Raw genomic sequence first — 16,538 nt, 5'->3', positions numbered from 1 at the left:
GTCCGGCGCACTACCAGATGAGGATTTAAGGTAAATATCCAGGTCAACTGAAACGCTTCAGGCGGTACTGGGGAGGACAGGGCACTTCGCACCGCCGTAGTCTGTGGTCCAAGAGATCATGCGGCGGTCGTGGCAGGGGGCTGCGACCCCTGCCCCAGAAGCCTGAAGCGAGAGTTCGCGCGTGATCACATTTGACGCTGTCACCAAACGCTATCCGGACGGAACGGTCGCTGTGGACCGCCTCGACCTCGAGGCTCCCACGGGCGAGATCACCGTGCTCGTCGGCCCGTCGGGCTGCGGGAAAACCACGTCGCTCCGGATGATCAATCGCATGATCGACGCCTCGGAGGGGCAGATCCTCCTCGACGGCACGCCGGTGCAGGGCATCGACCCGCCGACACTGCGGCGCGGCATCGGGTACGTCATCCAGCAGGCCGGGCTGTTCCCGCATCGGAAGATCGTCGACAACATCGCGACCGTCCCCTACCTGCTCGGCTGGGAGAAGAAGAAGGCTCGCGACAGGGCCATGGAGCTGCTCGAACGCGTCGGCCTCGACCCCGGGCTCGCCGGGCGCTACCCGTTCCAGCTCTCGGGCGGTCAGCAGCAGCGCGTGGGCGTGGCCAGGGCGCTGGCCGCGGACCCGCCCGTGCTGCTCATGGACGAGCCGTTCAGCGCGGTGGACCCGGTGGTGCGCACGAGCCTCCAGGACGAGCTGCTCAGGCTCCAGTCCGAGCTGAACAAGACCATCGTGTTCGTCACCCACGACATCGACGAGGCCATCAAGCTGGGCGACCGCGTGGCGGTGCTGCGGGTGGGCGGCAGGCTGGCGCAGATCGCCGACCCCAAGACGCTGCTGTCCGACCCGGCCGACGACTTCGTGCAGGAGTTCCTCGGGCATGACAGGGGGATCAGGCGGTTGCAGTTCGTCTCGACGGAGGGGCTGCGGTTGCGTACCGACCTGACCGGCACCGCGGACGATCCGTGGCGGCTCGTCGTGGACGCGGACGGTCGGCCGACCGGGTGGGTCTCCGCCTCGCGGCCCGACGAGCTGGAGCCGTACGGGACGTTCGTGCACGGGCGGGACTCCCTGCGCACGGCGCTCGACGCGGCGCTGCTGTCGCCGTCCGGCTGTGCCGTGGCCGTGGACGAGCAGGGCAAGGCCGTGGGCGTGGCCACCAGGGAGGCGCTCGACCAGGCGCTCGCGGAGGCGGCAGATGGCTGACGGCCCCCCTTCCATCTGGGAGTGGATCGGGCGTAACTGGGACACCGGCCGGGTCGACAGCATCAAGAACCTGCTCCTCGACCACCTGACCATGTCCCTGGTGCCGATCCTCGTCGCGCTGGTCATCGCGCTGCCGCTCGGACTCGCCTGCGTGCGCTGGCGCTGGCTCTACCAGCCCACCTCGGGCTTCATGAACGTCGTCTACGCGCTCCCCTCGCTCCCCGTCTTCATGCTGCTGATCTCGGTGACCGGGCTGTCGCAGGCCACGGTGATCATCCCGCTGACCTTCTACGGCATGGCCGTGCTGATCCCGGCCGTCGTGGACGGGCTGGGCTCGGTGCCCGACCACGTGCGGCAGTCGGCCGTCGCGATGGGGTTCACGCCGCTGCGCAGGCTGATCGCGGTGGAGCTCCCGATCGCCGTCCCCGTGGTGCTGGCGGGGCTGCGGGTGGTGGCCGTCTCCAGCATCAGCCTGGTCAGCGTGGGTGCGCTGATCGGGCAGGGCGGGCTCGGCGGCCTGTTCACGCGGGCGTACCAGAATCCGTTCATGCCGCCGGTGATCGTCGGCATCGTGCTGATCGTGGCGCTGGCGCTGATCGCAGACGGGCTGCTGGTGCTGGCGCAGCGGCTGCTCACTCCATGGGTACGGGCGCGAAAGGGGACGGGTTCGTGAGCTGGCTGACCGCGTTCTTCGGCTGGCTGGCCGAGTTCTTCGGGAACGGCGACAACTGGTCGGGCTCTTCCGGCATCCCCATGCGCCTGCTGGAGCATTTCGAGTTCTCGGCGCTGGCGCTGGTGCTGGCCGTGCTGATCGCGGTGCCGCTGGGATTGCTGATCGGCCACACCGGCCGGGGCGAGGTGATCGTCGTCGTCTCCGCGAACCTGGCCAGGGCGCTGCCCACGCTCGGACTGCTGGTGATGTTCGTGCTGCTGCTGGGCACGGCCTCGATCTGGCCGGTGATCATCCCGCTGGTGCTGCTGTCGATCCCGCCGATCCTGGTCAACACGTTCGAGGGCATCAAGGGGGTCGACCCCGAGCTGCGCGACGCCGCGTACGGGATGGGGCTGCGCGGCGGGCAGGTGCTCGGACAGGTGCTCGTGCCGGTCGCGCTGCCGCTGATCCTGCTGGGATGCCGCCTGTCGGCGATCCAGGTCGTGGCCACCACCACCGTGGCCGCGTACACCGGGCTCGGCGGTCTCGGAAGGTATGTGATCGACGGTTTCGCGACGAAGGATTACGCGAGTGTTGTTGGGGGTTCAGTACTGATTGTGCTGTTTGCCCTCGTGGTGCAGGTACTGTTCACGCTCGCCCAGAGGGTGACGGTCTCCCCAGGGGTGAGCCGGAGGGTGAAGGTTCGGTAGTCTCCCCTATTACCTCCCGCTTAAAAGGAGAATCGAAATGGGACGCAAGTACGGCATCGCCGCGGTGCTCATGTCGGCGATGCTCGGGATGGCCGCCTGCGGTGGTGGTGGCGGTAGCACTGGAGGCAACCCGCTCGACGCCTCGAGCGCGGCCCCCAGTGGTTCGGCTTCGGGCGGGGGCGGGGGCAAGGCTGTCATCGGGTCCTTCGACTTCGACGAGAGCGTGCTGCTCGGGTCCATCTACGCGCAGGCGCTTGAGGCCAAGGGCGTGCAGGTCACGGAGAAGCCGCGCATCGGCAGCCGTGAGGCCGTGTTCGACCAGGTCAAGAGTGGCGGCCTGACGATCGTGCCCGAGTACAACGGCAACCTGCTGGCCTTCGTCGACCTGAAGAACACGGCCGCGACCACCGACGAGGTCAATACCGCGCTGAAGGAGAAGCTGCCGGCCGAGCTGGAGGTCCTCGACTCCTCGCCGGCCGAGGACAAGGACAGCCTGTCGATCAGCAAGGACACCCAGACCAAGCAGTCGCTGAACACCATGGAGGACCTGGCCAAGGTCTCCAAGAGCTTCGTCGTGGGCGGGCCGCCCGAGTTCAAGAAGCGGTGGGAGGCGCGGTTCAAGGAGGTCTACGGGATCCAGTTCAAGGAGTGGAAGCCCACGGGCCCGACCACCGCTGACGCGATCAAGGACGGCACGATCCAGGTCGGCAACGTGTTCACCACCGACCCCAAGATGACGGCGAACAACCTCGTGCCGCTGCAGGACCCCAAGAACATCTTCCCCGCCCAGAACGTGACGCCGCTGCTCTACAAGGCGGGCGCGACCGACACGATCAAGACCACGCTGAACGCCGTCTCGGCGAAGCTGACCACGCAGTCCCTCCTGGACATGATGCAGAAGATCTCCGTCAACAAGGACGAGCCCGCCACGGTGGCCAAGGAATGGCTGACCTCCAACGGCCTCGGCTGACCCCGGTGAGGGTCCCCGCTCGCCGGGGGCCCTCGGCCAGACTGTATCTGTGAGCGAGTTCACTGAGGCGATGGCGCAGCTCGCGGCCGGGGTGGCGGTGGTGACCGTACGCGACGGGCGCGACGACCTGGGCGTCACGGTGTCGGCGCTGATGTCGGTCTCGCTGGAGCCCCCGCTCGTGCTGGTGAGCCTGGCGAGCAGCGGCTACCTCAACGAGGTCCTGCTCCGCCAGGACCGCTGGGCGGCCTCCCTCCTGTCATCCGGCCAGGCGGCTGTCGCCAGCCGCTTCGCCACCGCGGGCCGGCCCAGCGCGAGGCTGCTGCTGGCCGGCACTCCGCACCACCGGGGCGCGCACACGGACGCGCTGGTGGTGGAGGGCGGCGTGGCCGCCCTGGAGGCGGAGACCACCAAGGTGGTCCCGGCCGGGGACCACACGCTCTTCATCGCCGCCGTCCTCGCCGTCCCCTACGTCAGCCCCTCACTCCACCCTCTGGTACGGCTGCGCGGCCGCTACCGCGCCGCAGGAAGCTGATGGCCTCCCACGTGCGCGGTCAGCGGATCGTGTACCAGGCAGGCAGGAGGAGCGGGCCGGTGGCCGGGAGGCCCAGCTCGGCGGAGAGACGGGCCAGCGGGCCCCACGCGTCGAGGCGGATCCGCGCCAGGGCGGCGGACTTGTCCTCGCTGGACTCGGGCCCGCGCAGCCGCTCCAGCGGGTTGAGCCGGGGGTAGGTGCGCACGGGGGCGTCGTCGGCGAGGCCGGTGCGCTTTCTGGCCAGGGCCAGCGCGTCCTCCAGGCCGCCCAGCTCGTCCACGAGCCCGCTGGCGTGCGCGTCGGCGCCGGTCCACACGCGGCCGCGGGCCAGCTCGTGCGCGCGCTCACGGGTGAGGTCGCGGCTCTGGGCCACCTTGCCCACGAAGTCGTCGTAGATCCGGTCGAGCCAGGCGTTCACGCGTTCCCACTGCTCGGGGGAGAAGCCGCGAGAGGTGGAGAACATGCCGGCGTTGGTGCCCGCGGCGACAAGTTCTGAATTTATCCCGATTTTTTCCAGCATTTCGGTGAGGACCGGCTTGCCGCCGTACACGCCGATCGAGCCCGTCAGCGTGCCGGGCTGGGCCACGATCACGTCGGCGGCCATCGCGACGAAGTAGCCGCCGGACGCCGCCATGTCGCCCATGGAGACGATCACCGGCTTGACCTTGCGCGTCAGGATCACTTCGCGCCACACCGTGTCGGAGGCCACGTACGAGCCGCCGGGGCTGTCCACCCGGAACACGACGGCCTTGACGTGCTCGTCCCGCCGGGCCGCGCGGAACGCGGCGCTGACCGTGTCGGAGCCCATCGCCCCGCCGCCGCCGAGCGGGCTGCGGCCGCTGCGGCCGGTCCTGATCATGCCGGTGCCGTGGATGAGCGCGACCCCGTCCGCCATCGGGTTCGGCAGCTTCTTCACGGCCGCGCCCCGGGCGTAGCGGGAGATGAACAGCAGGTGGGCTTCGTCGCCCGCCGCCTGCTTGACCTCGTCGTACACCTCGTCGCGGTAGGCCAGCCGGTCGACCAGCCCGGCCTCCTCCGCCTCGCCGGCGGTGAACGGGCCGCGGTCGATCAGCTCGCGGACCTTGCCCGGGTCGAGCCGGCGCCCGTCGGCGATGCCCGTGATGAGGCTCTCGGTGACCGACTCGACGATGCGGCTCATGGACTCGCGGTGCGGGTCGGTCATGTGGTCCTGGGTGAAGGTGTTCACGGCGGTCTTGTACTCGTGCCGCTGCCCGGCCTCGTAGCCCACGCCCAGCTTGGTCAGCGCCCCCTTGACGAAGCGCTGCTCCAGCGCCACCCCGGTGAGCCCGACGTCGCCGCTCGGCTGCAGGTAGACGCGCTCGAACGCGGTGGCCAGGTAGTACTGCACCGTGCCGCCGCCGAACTCGCCGAACGTCTCGGCGAACGCGACGGTCAGCTTGCCCGCCGCCCTGAACTGGATCACGGCCTGGCGCAGCTCCTGCACCATGGCCAGGCCCAGCGGGTTGCTGCCGATCTTCACCACCAGCGCCTTGACCCTGGAGTCCTGTCTGGCGCGCTTGAGGCCCGACAGGACGTCGGACAGGCGCGTCTTGCGCATGGACAGCACCGCGGCGAGCGGGTCCGCCGGCGGGCCCTCGGTGATGCCCTCTGTGAGATCGAGCTCGAGCACCAGCGGGGCCGTGCGCCGCTGGCGAAGCTTGTCGACGGTTTCGAAGATCGCCTTGCCTGCGTCCATAGAAGCCACCCTAAGCGACGCGATTCGAAATGGGCTTGGCTGTTTGCAGACCGTCGCTATGACCGGGCGAGGTCCTTGTAGTCCCGTAGCGTGATGTTCTCGGCGGTCCTGCGGGCGATCTTGGCGGCCATGTTCTTCCCCGGCAGGTACGGCATGAGCTTGTAGTAGCGGTTGAGCAGCCCGGCCACGAAGCGGCTGCCCGGAACCATGAGGCCGGCGACGCCGTCGCCCATCTTCTGGCAGCCGACGGCGTACTCACGCATCTCCTCCTCGTAGCGGGCGAACGCGACGCGGTGGTCGCCCTGCGCCGCGGCCAGCTCTCCCGCCAGGACGTACGCACCCACCAGGGCGAGCCCCGAGCCCATGCCCGACAGGGAGGAGGGGCAGTAGGCGGCGTCGCCGACCAGGGCGACCCGGCCGCGCGTCCAGGCATCCATGTGGACCTGGCCGACCGAGTCGAAGTAGAAGTCGGGCGCGTGCCGCATCTCGTTCAGCAGCCGGTCGCTCTGCCAGCCGTTGCCGGTGTACTGCTCGGCGAGGACGGCCTGTTGCCTGCTCACGTCGCGGCGGTTGAGGTCGAGCTCCGGGGAGGAGAAGTAGAAGACGGCCCTGGCCTCGGCGTTGTGGCGGGAGCTGTGCAGCATGACCACCTTGCCCCCGGTGCGGTAGGCGTGCCCGGTGTGGTCGAGTCCGAGGTAGTTGGAGGTGGTGAAGATCGCGCAGTAGAGGCCGAGGTGCTTGACGAATTGCTCCTCCGGCCCGAACGTCAGGCGGCGGGTGTTGGAGTGCAGGCCGTCGGCGCCGATCACCAGGTCGAACTGGCGGGGCGGGGTGCGTTCGAAGGCGACGGTCACGCCGTGGTCGTCCTCGGTGAGCGAGGTGATGGAGTCCCCGAAGATGTACTCGGTGTGGTCCTTGGTGGCGTCGTACAGGATGCGTACGAGGTCGCCCCGGAGGATCTCGATGTCCCCGGCGAAGAGGTCGGCGGGCATCTTGGCCTGCACCTTGCCCGCGCTGTTGACGTACGCCATGGAGCCCATGCCGGTGCGGGCGCGCTCGAGGTCGGCCAGGATGCCCATGCTGCGCAGGATCGACAGGTGGACCTCGCCGCGGAAGTCGACGGCGTAGCCGCCGTCCCGGAGCGCGGGGGCGCGCTCCACGATCGTGGCGTTGAAGCCGTGGCGGTGGAGCCAGTAGGCGAGCGCGGGGCCGGCGACCGAGGCGCCGGAGATCAGGACGTTGAGGCTCTTCATGACGGAGAGCCTGCTCCGGAGGGCTCACCGCCTGCTCACCGCGCGCTCACCACGGCTGTCACATTCTGGCCGGCCGCCCCGTCCTACCGCTGACAGCCGGAACCTGGACTTGGAGCGAACCATGCAAGCACGTATGGCACACCCCGTGAAGCTGCTGCCGGACAGCTACAAGGACGGCGAGTCCGACGAGCGGATCTGGTCGGTGGCGGGGTGGCGGGAGGCGGCCGGCCACTTCGACGAGACCGAGCTGGCGGGGCTGCTCGTGGCCATCGCCAACGTCAACGCGTGGAACCGCCTGAACGCCGCCATCCGGCTGGTGGCGGGGGCCCGGAACCCCTGACGAGCGATCATCCCATGCGGGTGAAGCTCGCGCGGTAGGCCGTGGGAGTGAGCCCGACCCGGCCGGCCAGATGCTTGCGGAGGGAGTCCGGGCTGCCCAGGCCGCTCTTCTCGGCGACCTGGTCCATGGGCAGCTCGGTGGTCTCCAGCAGCTCCCTGGCCCGGTCGACGCGCCGGTGCAGCAGCCACTGGAGCGGGCTCAGGCCGGTCTCGGCGTGGAAGCGCCTGGTCAGCGTCCGCACGCTCACCCTGGCATGGCCGGCCAGGTCCGCCAGGGTGAGCGGGCGGTCGAGGTGCTCGAGCGCCCAGGCCCGGGTGGGGGCGAGTGAGGTGCCGCGCTCGGGAGGCAGCGGGGTCTCGATGAACTGGGCCTGACCGCCCGGCCGTACGGGAGAGACGACCGCGAGCCGTGCCGCCGCGTTGGCCACCGCCGCCCCGTAGTCGAGCCTGATCAGATGCAGGCAGAGGTCGATGGCGGCCGCGGCGCCCGCAGAGGTGAAGATGCCGCCGTCCTCGACGAACAGGACGTCGGGCCGGACGTCGATCGCCGGGAAGCGGGCGGCGAGGTCGGCGGCCAGCCCCCAGTGGGTGGTGGCGCGGCGCCCGTCGAGCAGGCCTGCCTGGGCCAGCACGAACGCCCCCGTGCACAGCGAGGCGATCCGTGCTCCGCCGGCCGCGGCCTTCCTCAAGGCGTCGAGGACCTCAGGAGGAGCCGCCTCGCCGCCGCTCCCTACGGCGAGCACCGTGTGCGCGCCTTCCATCGCGTCCAGGCCGTCCCTCACCAGCACGTCGGGACCCCCGACGGTCGGCACCGGGCCGGGCCGCGCCGTGCAGACGCGCACGTCGTAGCGGGACTCGTCGCCGAACACCATGAGAGGGATCGAGACGTCGAAGCTCAGCACGGGAGGCACGATCACTGCGGCGACACGGTGCATGGCCAGATCTTCCGGATAGATGGCATTCCGGCCACTAGGCTACGGGATCACAGGTCGGCACCGTTGTCATCATGAAATTTCATGTGATCGTGGGACGCGGGGCCGCCGCGTCGAAGACCGCTCTGCTGCTGGCCGAGGACGGCGAGCGGGTACGAATGATCAGCCGCAGCGGCGGCGGGCCGGACCATCCGCTCGTCGAGAAGGTCGCCGCGGACGCGACCGACGCCGATCGGCTCACCGAGCTGGCCGAGGGCGCGGACACGCTGTTCACCACCGCCGTGCCGCCGTACCACACCTGGCCCGAGCAGCTGCCGATCCTGACGGCGTCGCTGCTCACGGCGGTGAAGCGGACCGGGACCGCTTACGTGATGCTCGGCAACATGTACGCCTACGGGCCGGTGGACAGGCCGGTCGCGCCCGACTTCCCGCTGGCCGCCACCGGGCCCAAGGGGCGGGCCAGGGCGCGGGCATGGGAGGAGGCCGCCGCCTCGGGCGTGAAGGTCACCGAGGTGCGGGCCGCCCAGTTCTACGGCGCGGGCGCCTTCTCCGTGTTCAGCTTCATGGTGCAGCGGCCTGTCCTGGAAGGCCGGCTCGCCCTGGTGCCGCAGGAGCTCGACGTGCCCCACAGTTACTCGTCGATCGGCGACACCGCGCGCACGCTGGTCGCCGCGAGCCGCGACGAGCAGGCGTACGGCAGGGCCTGGCACGTGCCCACCGCGACCCTGTCGGTGCGGGAGCTGGCCCGGCGGCTCGCGCGGCTCGCGGGGGCGCCCGAGCCGCGGATGGAGGAGATGACCGAACGCGACCTGACCCTGCTCGGCTTCACCGACCCGCTCTGGGGGGAGATGCACGAAGTGCTCATCCAGCCCGGCCACCCCTTCGTCGTCGACTTCTCGGAGACCGAGAAGATCCTCGGCGTGGGCGCCACCCCGGTCGACGACGTGCTCCGGGAACTGATCTAGCGCTGGCCGGGGCAACGGGCGTCCGCTGCCCCGGCCTGCGGATTCAGCGGCTGTGCAGGGCCGCGTACACGTTGATGCGGGGCGTCGTGACCTCGGCCCCCGCGCTCGTGTACGTGATCGGCTTGCCCGTGCGCCGCAGCAGGTCGACCAGCTGGTCCACCCCTGCGCGGGGCCGCTTCTGGTGGAGCAGGGCCAGGGCGCCTGTGACGTGCGGAGCGGCCATCGAGGTGCCGTTCAGCGTCGCGTACGTGTTGCCCGCGATCGCCGCCTTGATCGCCACCCCGGGCGCGAACACGTCCAGCAGCGCCCCCCGGTTCGAGAAGGAGGCCACCGCGTCCTGCTTGTCCGTCGCGCCCACCGCGACCGTGTTCGAGACGCACGCGGGCCACGACACCGCCGCGTCGAAGCCGTTGTTGCCGGACGCGACCACCGTGGCGGTGCCCTTGGCGAGGAGCTTGTCGACCTCGGCCTTGAAGTCGGCCCCGTCGCCCTCGTCACAGACCTCGGTGTACTGGCCACCGCCCAGGCTCAGGTTCACGGAGGCGATCTCGTACTGGTCGGCCAGCAGGTCGGCGTACGCCATACCGGTCAGGATCGAGGAGTCGTACGCCAGGACGCAGACCGGGCGGCCGGCGCAGTACGGGGAGTCGTCGAAGCGGCTGAACACCTGCACCGGAATGATCTTGGCCTTGGGTGCCACGCCGTTCGCCGGGAAGTCGGCGGTGGCCTGGCCGGCCGTGATGCCCGCGACGTGCGTGCCGTGGTAGCACAGGCCGTACTGCGGCTGCGGGGCGCCCGTCATGCAGGCGGCCGTCTCGGCGTCGGCCGCGCCGTCACCGATCTGGAACTGGCTGCCGTTCGGGCAGAGCGGCGTGGAGTTGTCGGCAGGATCGGCGGAGGAGAAGCAGGCCTGGGCGACGATCCGGTTGCCGAAGGCAGGGTGATCGTCGTCGATGCCGGAGTCCAGGATCGCGACGGCGGTGCCCCTGCCCGTGAAGCCCTGCCGGTGCGCCCGGTCCGCGCCGATCAGCGGGATGCTCTCCACCAGCGACGGTTCGTTGAGCCGGTCCTTGCGGATGGAGACGACGTCGGACTGCTCGGCGATCTGCTCGAGCTCGGCGCGGGTGCCCCGGTAGACGAAGAAGTCCAGCTTGTCCGCCACCTCTGCAGGCGGCTCGGCGTAGACGTTCTTCTTGTCCCGCTTCACCGCTTCCGCTCTGGACTGCACGGACTTCACCTGTGCGGGCTGCTGCACGCGGACGATGGCGCGGTGCTCGCCGGTCGTGGTGATCGCAGGGTCGATCTTGGATTCTGGGTCGGCGAGAGCGGGTGTGGCGACCAGCGCGGCCGAGGTTGCGGCTAACGCGATGGCGCCGGCCAGTAGAGACGACAGTCTCAACTGTTCCTCCGGGGGGATCGGGGGCGTTTGTTGCAGAAGTGTAGTTAATTGGACAACTGGTGTCATAGGGCTCAGGCGTGCGCGGCCGCGGTGGCGTGCTGCGCGTCGATCCTGGCCGTGGTCACGAGGGTGCCCGCGGCGGAGTAGCGGATCGCCGCGCCCGTTCCCTGCAGGCGCTGAAGGCTCTGCGCGACCGTGAAGTCCGGGTATGCCTGCTTCATCAGCGCGAACATCCCCGCCACGTGCGGCGCGGCCATCGAGGTGCCGCTGCGCTCGACGTACGTGTCGTCGGGCACCGAGGACCTGATGCTCACGCCCGGAGCGAACAGGTCGAGCATCGGCCCCCGGTTGGTGAAGCGGGCCGGTTGGTCGAAGCCGTCGGTGGCGCCCACCGCGATGGCGCTGGAGAGGCAGGCGGGGGCGACGATGCCGTTCGCGAAGCCGTTGTTGCCCGCCGCCACCACAGGTGCCACGCCCATGCTCACCAGCGTGTCGAACTCCGGCTTGACCGCGGAGGCGGCCGCGTCCGTGTCGCACGCCTCGGTGTACGGGCCGCCGCCGCCGAGGCTCATGTTCACCGCGGCGATGTTGTGGGCCCTGACGACCCGCGCGACGTACTCGAGCGCCAGCTTCTCGTCGGAGAGGTAGCTGAGGAAGCACGGCGGGGGAGTACGGCCCACCTCGCAGGTCGCCGCGTTGTCCACGCGGCTGAAGACCTGGATCGGCAGGATGCCCGCGTCGGGGGCGACGCCGTTGGCGGGCGCGCCCGCGGTCATCCGGCCGGCGGCGATGCCCGCCACGTGCGTGCCGTGGGAGCAGGCGTTCGCGCCCCTGACGATGCACTGGGCCGTCTCGGCGTCGGCCGCCCCGGGGCCCGTCTGCGTGGGCCGGTTGTTCGGGCAGAGCGAGACGGTGCCGTCGCGGGGGTCTGAGGTGGAGAAGCATGCTTCGTCCACGATCCGGCCGGCGAGGTAGGGATGGTCGCGGTCGATCCCCGTGTCCAGGATGGCGACCGTCGTGCCCTTTCCGGTCCAGCCTGCCTGGTTCGCCTGGTCCGAGCGGATGAGGGCGGTGCTGTTGTCGTCGAGGGTGGTCGTTCGCAGCTCGTCCTTGTAGACGGCCTGGATCCGGGCGTCCTTCTCCAGCTTCGCGAGGGTCACGCGGTCCACCTCGGCGACGAAGAAGTGCGGCGACGACGTGGCGTCCACGACCCGGCTGCTCACGGAGGCCTGTTCCACGTCCTTCGCGACGGCTGCGACGCTCTCTCCCGGCTTGAGCTGGATGATGGAGCGGACCCTGGACCTCGTCCGGACCTCCGCCACGAGGGCGGGGCTGATGAGCGGCCCGTTGCCCGCGGCGCGCGGCACCGGCGGCCCCACCGGCGGCTCGCTCTCCGCCAGGAGCGCCGGGGCCGCGAAGAGCACGGCGGACGTCGCGACCAGCGCCAGGGCGCCGCCCAGCAGGGATCGTGGCCTCACGTGTTCCTCCCGGCTTCCGGCTCATCCACAGCCGCATACTTCCCCACCTGCGACAACAGTGATGTCGGTGGCGTATGTCGCCCAGAGAAACGTTGGAGGCGTTTTTGCCTTCGTGCGGGCCAGAGGCTCGCTATTTGACGTTCTTCGCCGCCTTCCTCAGCGCCGTGGCGGACGACTTGCCGCTCAGCCGCACCTTCTCGGCGGCGGTCAGCTTCGTGGTGCCGTTCGTGCCGTGGGCCCAGTTCAGCCAGGCCGTGAGCAGCGCGCGGTCCAGCTTGGCCTTGCTGGTCTTCGTGTTCTTCAGCACCCGGTACGCCTTGCCGAGCGAGGACGCCTTGGTCACCTCGGGGAACACCTTGCTCGACTTGCCGATCAGCTTCAGGTAGCAGGTGAGCGTGGCGTCCGGGATCGTGCCGCTGCTGCGGTGGATCTCCACGGCCCACTTGGCGGCCGTCAGCTTCGCCGCGGCCGTGCCGCGCGTGCAGACCTGCGCCGTGGTCTTCGGGGTCGGCGTGACCGTCACGGTCACGGTGACCGTGGGCAGCGGGACCGGGGTGCTGGAGGTGGAGGGCTGCTCCGGCGTCTGGTCACCCGGGTCCTCGGGCTCGGGGGTGGGGCCGCTGCTGTCCGACGGGCCCGGCTCGGGGTCGGGGTCGTCGGTCGGCATGGTCGGCGGCGACTGCGAGACGGACGGCTGCGGCGCCGCCCCGGTCAGGGCCGCCGCCAGGTCCAGCCGCGGCGTCGTGACCTGCGTGCCGTTGACGTCGTACACGTACGGCCTGCCGGTCGACTTCAGCTTGTTGATCAGATCGGTCATCGGCGTGCCCGGCGAGGCCGCCTTCATCAGCGCCAGCGCGCCGGCCACGTGCGGGCTCGCCATCGAGGTGCCGCTGAACACGGCCGTCCGGTTGTCCGGGACGGACGACTCGACGTCCACGCCAGGCGCGAACAGGTCCACGGTGGCCCCGCGGTTGGAGAAGGGCGCGATGACGTCGTTGTTGTCGTTCGCCCCGACCGCCACCGCGGAGGAGACGCAGGCCGGGTACGAGGCCCCTTCGAAGTACTCGTTCCCCGCGGCCACCACGGTCGCGATGCCCTTGGCCAGCAGGGCATCGATCTTCGGCTTGAAGATCGCGCCTTCCTCGCTGGTGTCACAGTCGGTCTCGGAGAGCTCGCCGCCCAGGCTCAGGTTGACCGCGGCGATCGGCTGGTTCAGCGCCGTCACGTAGTCCATGGCCTGCCGCAGCGACGACTCGTACGCCAGCAGGCACGCGGACTCGCCGAAGCAGGCGTCCTCGTCGTCGACCCGGCTGAACACCTGCACCGCCACGATGTTCGCCCCCGGTGCCACCCCTCCGGTGCCGGCCGCGATGCCCGCGACGTGGCTGCCGTGCTCGCACAGGTTCACGCCGTCCGCCAGGCACTTGGCCGTCGTGGCGTTCGCCGCGCCCGTGCCGATCTGCGAGGTCTGGCCGTTCGGGCAGAGCGACTGGACCCCGTCCTCCACGGCGGAGAAGCAGGCCTCGGCCACGATCCGGTTCTGGAACCACGGGTGGTCCTCGTCGATGCCGGTGTCCAGCACGGCCACCGCCTGCCCGGCTCCGGTGTACCCCTTGGCCTGCGCCTGGTCGGCGCCGATCAGCTTGAGGTTGGGGCCGACGTCCACCGGCGAGTACGTCCTGTCCCGGTGGATGGAGGTGACCCGCGGGTCCTCGGACAGCCTGGCCAGCTCCTCGGCGGTGCCCTCCACGACCATGAAGGGCTGGCTGGGCGGCTGGAGCAGCACATCCACGCTCTCGGTCGTCGCCTGGGCCGCCACGGGCGCGTTCTGGGCGGGGTCGGTCAGTTCGACGATGGCCCGGACGGCCCCGCCGTCGACGCCTAACCCCTCCTCCACCTTGGTTTCGCTCGGCGAAACGCTGGGGGTGGGTGTCGGGTCCTCGGCGTAGGCCGGACCAGACAGCGGCAGCAGGGCCAGCACGATCGTGCTTACGATCAGGGGGCGAAGTCGCACGCGTCCTCCGAGGGGGATGATCTCGGAGTTTAGGGTGATTTATCGGACAGGCACAGACCCCCTGGCCGTTTCTCACCGAACTTTCAGCGCATGCACCTCAAACGTTCAGTGTGTCTCCCTCGTGTGTGAGCCACACCGCGCCGAGCGGCGGCACCCGGAGCGTGGTCGAATGCGGCAGCCCGTGCCAGGGCTCGCCGTCGGCCTCGACCGTCCCGAGGTTGCCCACGCCGCTGCCCCAGTAGTCGTAGGCGTCGGTGTTGACGGCCTCCGACCACTGGCCCGCGTACGGGAGGCCGAGCCGGTAGTTCTCATGCGGCGCGCCGCTGAAGTTGATCACGCACGCCACCGCGGACCCGTCGTTCGCGTACCGGAGGAACGAGAACGTGTTACCTGAGGCGTCGTCGGCGTCGATCCACCGGAACCCCTCCGGCCGGGCGTCCTGCTCCCACAGCGCCGGGGTCTCGCGGTAGATCCGGTTCAGGTCGCGTACCAGCCGCTGCACGCCCTGGTGCCCGTCGAACTCCAGCACCCACCAGTCCAGCCCGCGCTCCTCCGACCACTCCGACCCCTGGCCGAACTCGCCGCCCATGAACAGCAGCTGCTTGCCCGGATGTGCCCACATGAACGCCAGCAACGCCCGCAGCTGCGCGAAACGCTGCCATTCGTCGCCCGGCATCTTGCCGAGCAGCGAGCCCTTGCCGTGCACGACCTCGTCGTGGGAGAGCGGCAGCACGTAGTTCTCGGAGTAGGCGTACAGCAGCGAGAACGTCAGCTGATGGTGGTGGTACTGGCGGAAGACCGGCTCGTGGCGGAGGTATTCGAGCGTGTCGTGCATCCAGCCCATGTTCCACTTGAACCCGAACCCGAGCCCGCCCAGGTGGACCGGGCGCGAGACCCCCGGCCAGGCCGTCGACTCCTCGGCGACGGTCGAGATGCCGGGCGCCTCCCGGTAGACGACGGCGTTCATCTCCTTGAGGAACTCGACCGCGTCGAGGTTCTCCCTGCCGCCGTAGATGTTCGGCGTCCACTCGCCCTCGCGCCGCGAGTAGTCGAGGTAGAGCATCGACGCGACCGCGTCCACGCGCAGCCCGTCGATGTGGAACTCCTTCAGCCAGAAGAGCGCGTTGGCCACCAGGAAGTTGCGCACCTCCCTGCGGCCGAAGTCGAACACGTACGTGCCCCAGTCAGGATGCTCGCCCCTGGCCGGGTCGGCGTGCTCGTAGAGCGGGGTGCCGTCGAAGCGCGCCAGCGCCCAGTCGTCCATCGGGAAGTGCGCGGGCACCCAGTCCAGCAGCACGCCGATGCCGCGCTGGTGCATCAGGTCCACGAAATGGCGGAACTCGTCGGGCGTGCCGAACCTGGCCGTCGGCGCGTAGTAGGACGTCACCTGGTAGCCCCACGACCCGCCGAACGGGTGCTCGGCCACCGGCAGCAGCTCCACGTGCGTGAAACCCATGTCGGACACGTACGAGGAGAGCTGGTCGGCCAGCTCCACGTACGACAGCCCGGGGCGCCACGACCCCAGGTGCACCTCGTAGACGCTCATCGGCTCGTCCAGCGGACGCTTCTCGCGCCGCTCGGCGAGCCAGGCGTCGTCGCCCCAGGCGTAGGCCGACTTGTCGACCACGGACGCCGTCAGCGGCGGCACCTCGGTGCGCCTGGCCATCGGGTCGGCCTTGTCGCGCCACACGCCGTCGGCGCCCAGGATCTGGTACTTGTACCGCTCGCCCACCCCGACCCCGGGGACGAACAGCTCCCACACCCCCGAGCGGCCCAGCGAGCGCATCGGGTAGGCGGTGCCGTCCCAGTGGTTGAAGTCGCCGACGACCCGGATGCCGCGCGCGTTGGGCGCCCAGACGGCGAACGCCGTGCCCTCCACGTCCTCGTGCTTCATCACGCGGGCGCCGAGCGCCTCCCACAGCCGCTCGTGCCGCCCCTCGCCGATGAGGTGCAGGTCCACCTCGCCGAGCGTGGGCCAGTGCCGGTACGGGTCGCGCACCTCGTACGGGTCGTGGCCGGCGTACTTGACGCTCAGCGTGTAGTCGGGCACCTTGTCCAGCCCCGGGACCGTGACCTCGAACACCCCGTGGGCCTGGTGTTTCATGTCATGGGCCGTACCGTCGTCCAGCACCACCCGCACCCGCTCGGCCAGCGGGCGCAAGGTGCGGAAAACCACCCCGCCGGTCCCGGGGTGCGCTCCGAGCACGGAGTGCGGATCGTGGTGCGCCCCACCCGCGAGGCGGTCGAGCTCTGTCCTCATCGGCATGCTCCCAACACTGCCCTATGATGACCGTCCACCTCAGGCACTGCCCGCTTTCACCGAGACAATCACCGAAAGTGCGAAATCCTAGGTTT

14 protein-coding genes are annotated in these 16,538 nt (G+C 70.1%); 7 read left to right on the top strand and 7 right to left on the bottom strand.

Annotation, left to right across the window (positions count from 1 at the left end; translation table 11 throughout):
* Positions 1–181 precede the first annotated feature (181 nt).
* Genes AB0J64_RS05455 through AB0J64_RS05435 form a run of 5 tightly spaced genes read left to right on the top strand, consistent with a single transcriptional unit; the run spans position 182 to position 4,086 of the window.
* The gene (locus AB0J64_RS05455) at positions 182–1,222 is read left to right on the top strand and encodes an ABC transporter ATP-binding protein (RefSeq protein ID WP_364021049.1); all 1,041 of its coding nucleotides are present in this window, start codon (positions 182–184) and stop codon (positions 1,220–1,222) included.
* Complete coding sequence (locus AB0J64_RS05450; protein WP_344991909.1) at positions 1,215–1,895, top strand: ABC transporter permease subunit; 681 nt, start codon at positions 1,215–1,217, stop codon at positions 1,893–1,895. The genes AB0J64_RS05455 and AB0J64_RS05450 overlap by 8 nt, the downstream gene beginning before the upstream one ends.
* Entirely contained in the window at positions 1,892–2,584 is a 693-nt protein-coding gene (locus AB0J64_RS05445) for an ABC transporter permease (protein WP_364021045.1), read from the top strand. The genes AB0J64_RS05450 and AB0J64_RS05445 overlap by 4 nt, the downstream gene beginning before the upstream one ends.
* Before the next feature lie 37 nt (positions 2,585–2,621).
* Positions 2,622–3,554 (top strand): ABC transporter substrate-binding protein, encoded by a 933-nt coding sequence (locus AB0J64_RS05440; protein WP_364021042.1) that lies wholly within the window; start codon positions 2,622–2,624, stop codon positions 3,552–3,554.
* A 49-nt stretch (positions 3,555–3,603) separates the two neighbouring features.
* A complete protein-coding gene (locus tag AB0J64_RS05435) occupies positions 3,604–4,086 on the top strand; it encodes a flavin reductase family protein (protein ID WP_364021039.1) in 483 nt (160 codons plus the stop codon).
* A 19-nt stretch (positions 4,087–4,105) separates the two neighbouring features.
* Here AB0J64_RS05435 and sppA read toward each other — a convergent pair whose 3' ends face one another.
* Both sppA and AB0J64_RS05425 read right to left on the bottom strand, forming a co-directional pair.
* Positions 4,106–5,803 carry a signal peptide peptidase SppA gene (gene sppA, locus AB0J64_RS05430; RefSeq protein ID WP_364021036.1) on the bottom strand — a complete coding sequence of 566 codons (1,698 nt, stop codon included), beginning with the start codon at positions 5,801–5,803 and terminating at the stop codon, positions 4,106–4,108.
* 56 nt (positions 5,804–5,859) lie between these two features.
* Positions 5,860–7,056: an FAD-dependent monooxygenase gene (locus AB0J64_RS05425; protein ID WP_364021033.1), complete on the bottom strand. Its 1,197-nt coding sequence runs from the start codon at positions 7,054–7,056 to the stop codon at positions 5,860–5,862.
* A gap of 133 nt (positions 7,057–7,189) precedes the next feature.
* Between AB0J64_RS05425 and AB0J64_RS05420 the strand changes: the two genes are divergently transcribed.
* Entirely contained in the window at positions 7,190–7,396 is a 207-nt protein-coding gene (locus AB0J64_RS05420) for a hypothetical protein (protein ID WP_364021030.1), read from the top strand.
* 7 nt (positions 7,397–7,403) lie between these two features.
* Here AB0J64_RS05420 and AB0J64_RS05415 read toward each other — a convergent pair whose 3' ends face one another.
* Entirely contained in the window at positions 7,404–8,330 is a 927-nt protein-coding gene (locus AB0J64_RS05415) for a helix-turn-helix domain-containing protein (RefSeq protein WP_364021027.1), read from the bottom strand.
* Between the two features lie 71 nt (positions 8,331–8,401).
* Here AB0J64_RS05415 and AB0J64_RS05410 point away from each other — a divergent pair, with 71 nt between their 5' ends.
* Complete coding sequence (locus tag AB0J64_RS05410; protein WP_364021024.1) at positions 8,402–9,292, top strand: NAD-dependent epimerase; 891 nt, start codon at positions 8,402–8,404, stop codon at positions 9,290–9,292.
* 43 nt (positions 9,293–9,335) lie between these two features.
* On the opposite strand, the gene AB0J64_RS05405 is transcribed toward AB0J64_RS05410, so the two are convergent.
* From AB0J64_RS05405 to glgB, 4 genes are all read right to left on the bottom strand, one after another.
* Positions 9,336–10,691 carry a S8 family serine peptidase gene (locus AB0J64_RS05405; RefSeq protein WP_364021021.1) on the bottom strand — a complete coding sequence of 452 codons (1,356 nt, stop codon included), beginning with the start codon at positions 10,689–10,691 and terminating at the stop codon, positions 9,336–9,338.
* Positions 10,692–10,762: 71 nt separating this feature from the next.
* On the bottom strand, positions 10,763–12,169 hold the full coding sequence (locus AB0J64_RS05400) for a S8 family serine peptidase (protein ID WP_364021018.1): 1,407 nt from the start codon (positions 12,167–12,169) through the stop codon (positions 10,763–10,765).
* A gap of 130 nt (positions 12,170–12,299) precedes the next feature.
* Entirely contained in the window at positions 12,300–14,183 is a 1,884-nt protein-coding gene (locus AB0J64_RS05395) for a S8 family serine peptidase (protein WP_364021015.1), read from the bottom strand.
* A 97-nt stretch (positions 14,184–14,280) separates the two neighbouring features.
* Positions 14,281–16,443, bottom strand: coding sequence for a 1,4-alpha-glucan branching protein GlgB (gene glgB, locus AB0J64_RS05390; protein ID WP_364021012.1), 2,163 nt, complete (start codon positions 16,441–16,443; stop codon positions 14,281–14,283).
* Positions 16,444–16,538: the final 95 nt, after the last annotated feature.

It is taken from the genome of Nonomuraea sp. NPDC049695, assembly GCF_040674955.1.
GTDB lineage: Bacteria > Actinomycetota > Actinomycetes > Streptosporangiales > Streptosporangiaceae > Nonomuraea > Nonomuraea helvata.
This window is presented reverse-complemented; position numbering and strand designations above follow the sequence as displayed.

Bases quoted from the DNA above. Each gene is read 5' to 3' on its own strand.
- AB0J64_RS05425 (WP_364021033.1), bottom strand. From the start codon at position 7,056: ATGAAGAGCCTCAACGTCCTGATCTCCGGCGCCTCGGTCGCCGGCCCC.
- AB0J64_RS05440 (WP_364021042.1), top strand. From the start codon at position 2,622: ATGGGACGCAAGTACGGCATCGCCGCGGTGCTCATGTCGGCGATGCTC.
- AB0J64_RS05410 (WP_364021024.1), top strand. From the start codon at position 8,402: ATGAAATTTCATGTGATCGTGGGACGCGGGGCCGCCGCGTCGAAGACC.
- glgB (WP_364021012.1), bottom strand. From the start codon at position 16,443: ATGAGGACAGAGCTCGACCGCCTCGCGGGTGGGGCGCACCACGATCCG.
- AB0J64_RS05415 (WP_364021027.1), bottom strand. From the start codon at position 8,330: ATGCACCGTGTCGCCGCAGTGATCGTGCCTCCCGTGCTGAGCTTCGAC.
- sppA (WP_364021036.1), bottom strand. From the start codon at position 5,803: ATGGACGCAGGCAAGGCGATCTTCGAAACCGTCGACAAGCTTCGCCAG.
- AB0J64_RS05420 (WP_364021030.1), top strand. From the start codon at position 7,190: ATGGCACACCCCGTGAAGCTGCTGCCGGACAGCTACAAGGACGGCGAG.
- AB0J64_RS05450 (WP_344991909.1), top strand. From the start codon at position 1,215: ATGGCTGACGGCCCCCCTTCCATCTGGGAGTGGATCGGGCGTAACTGG.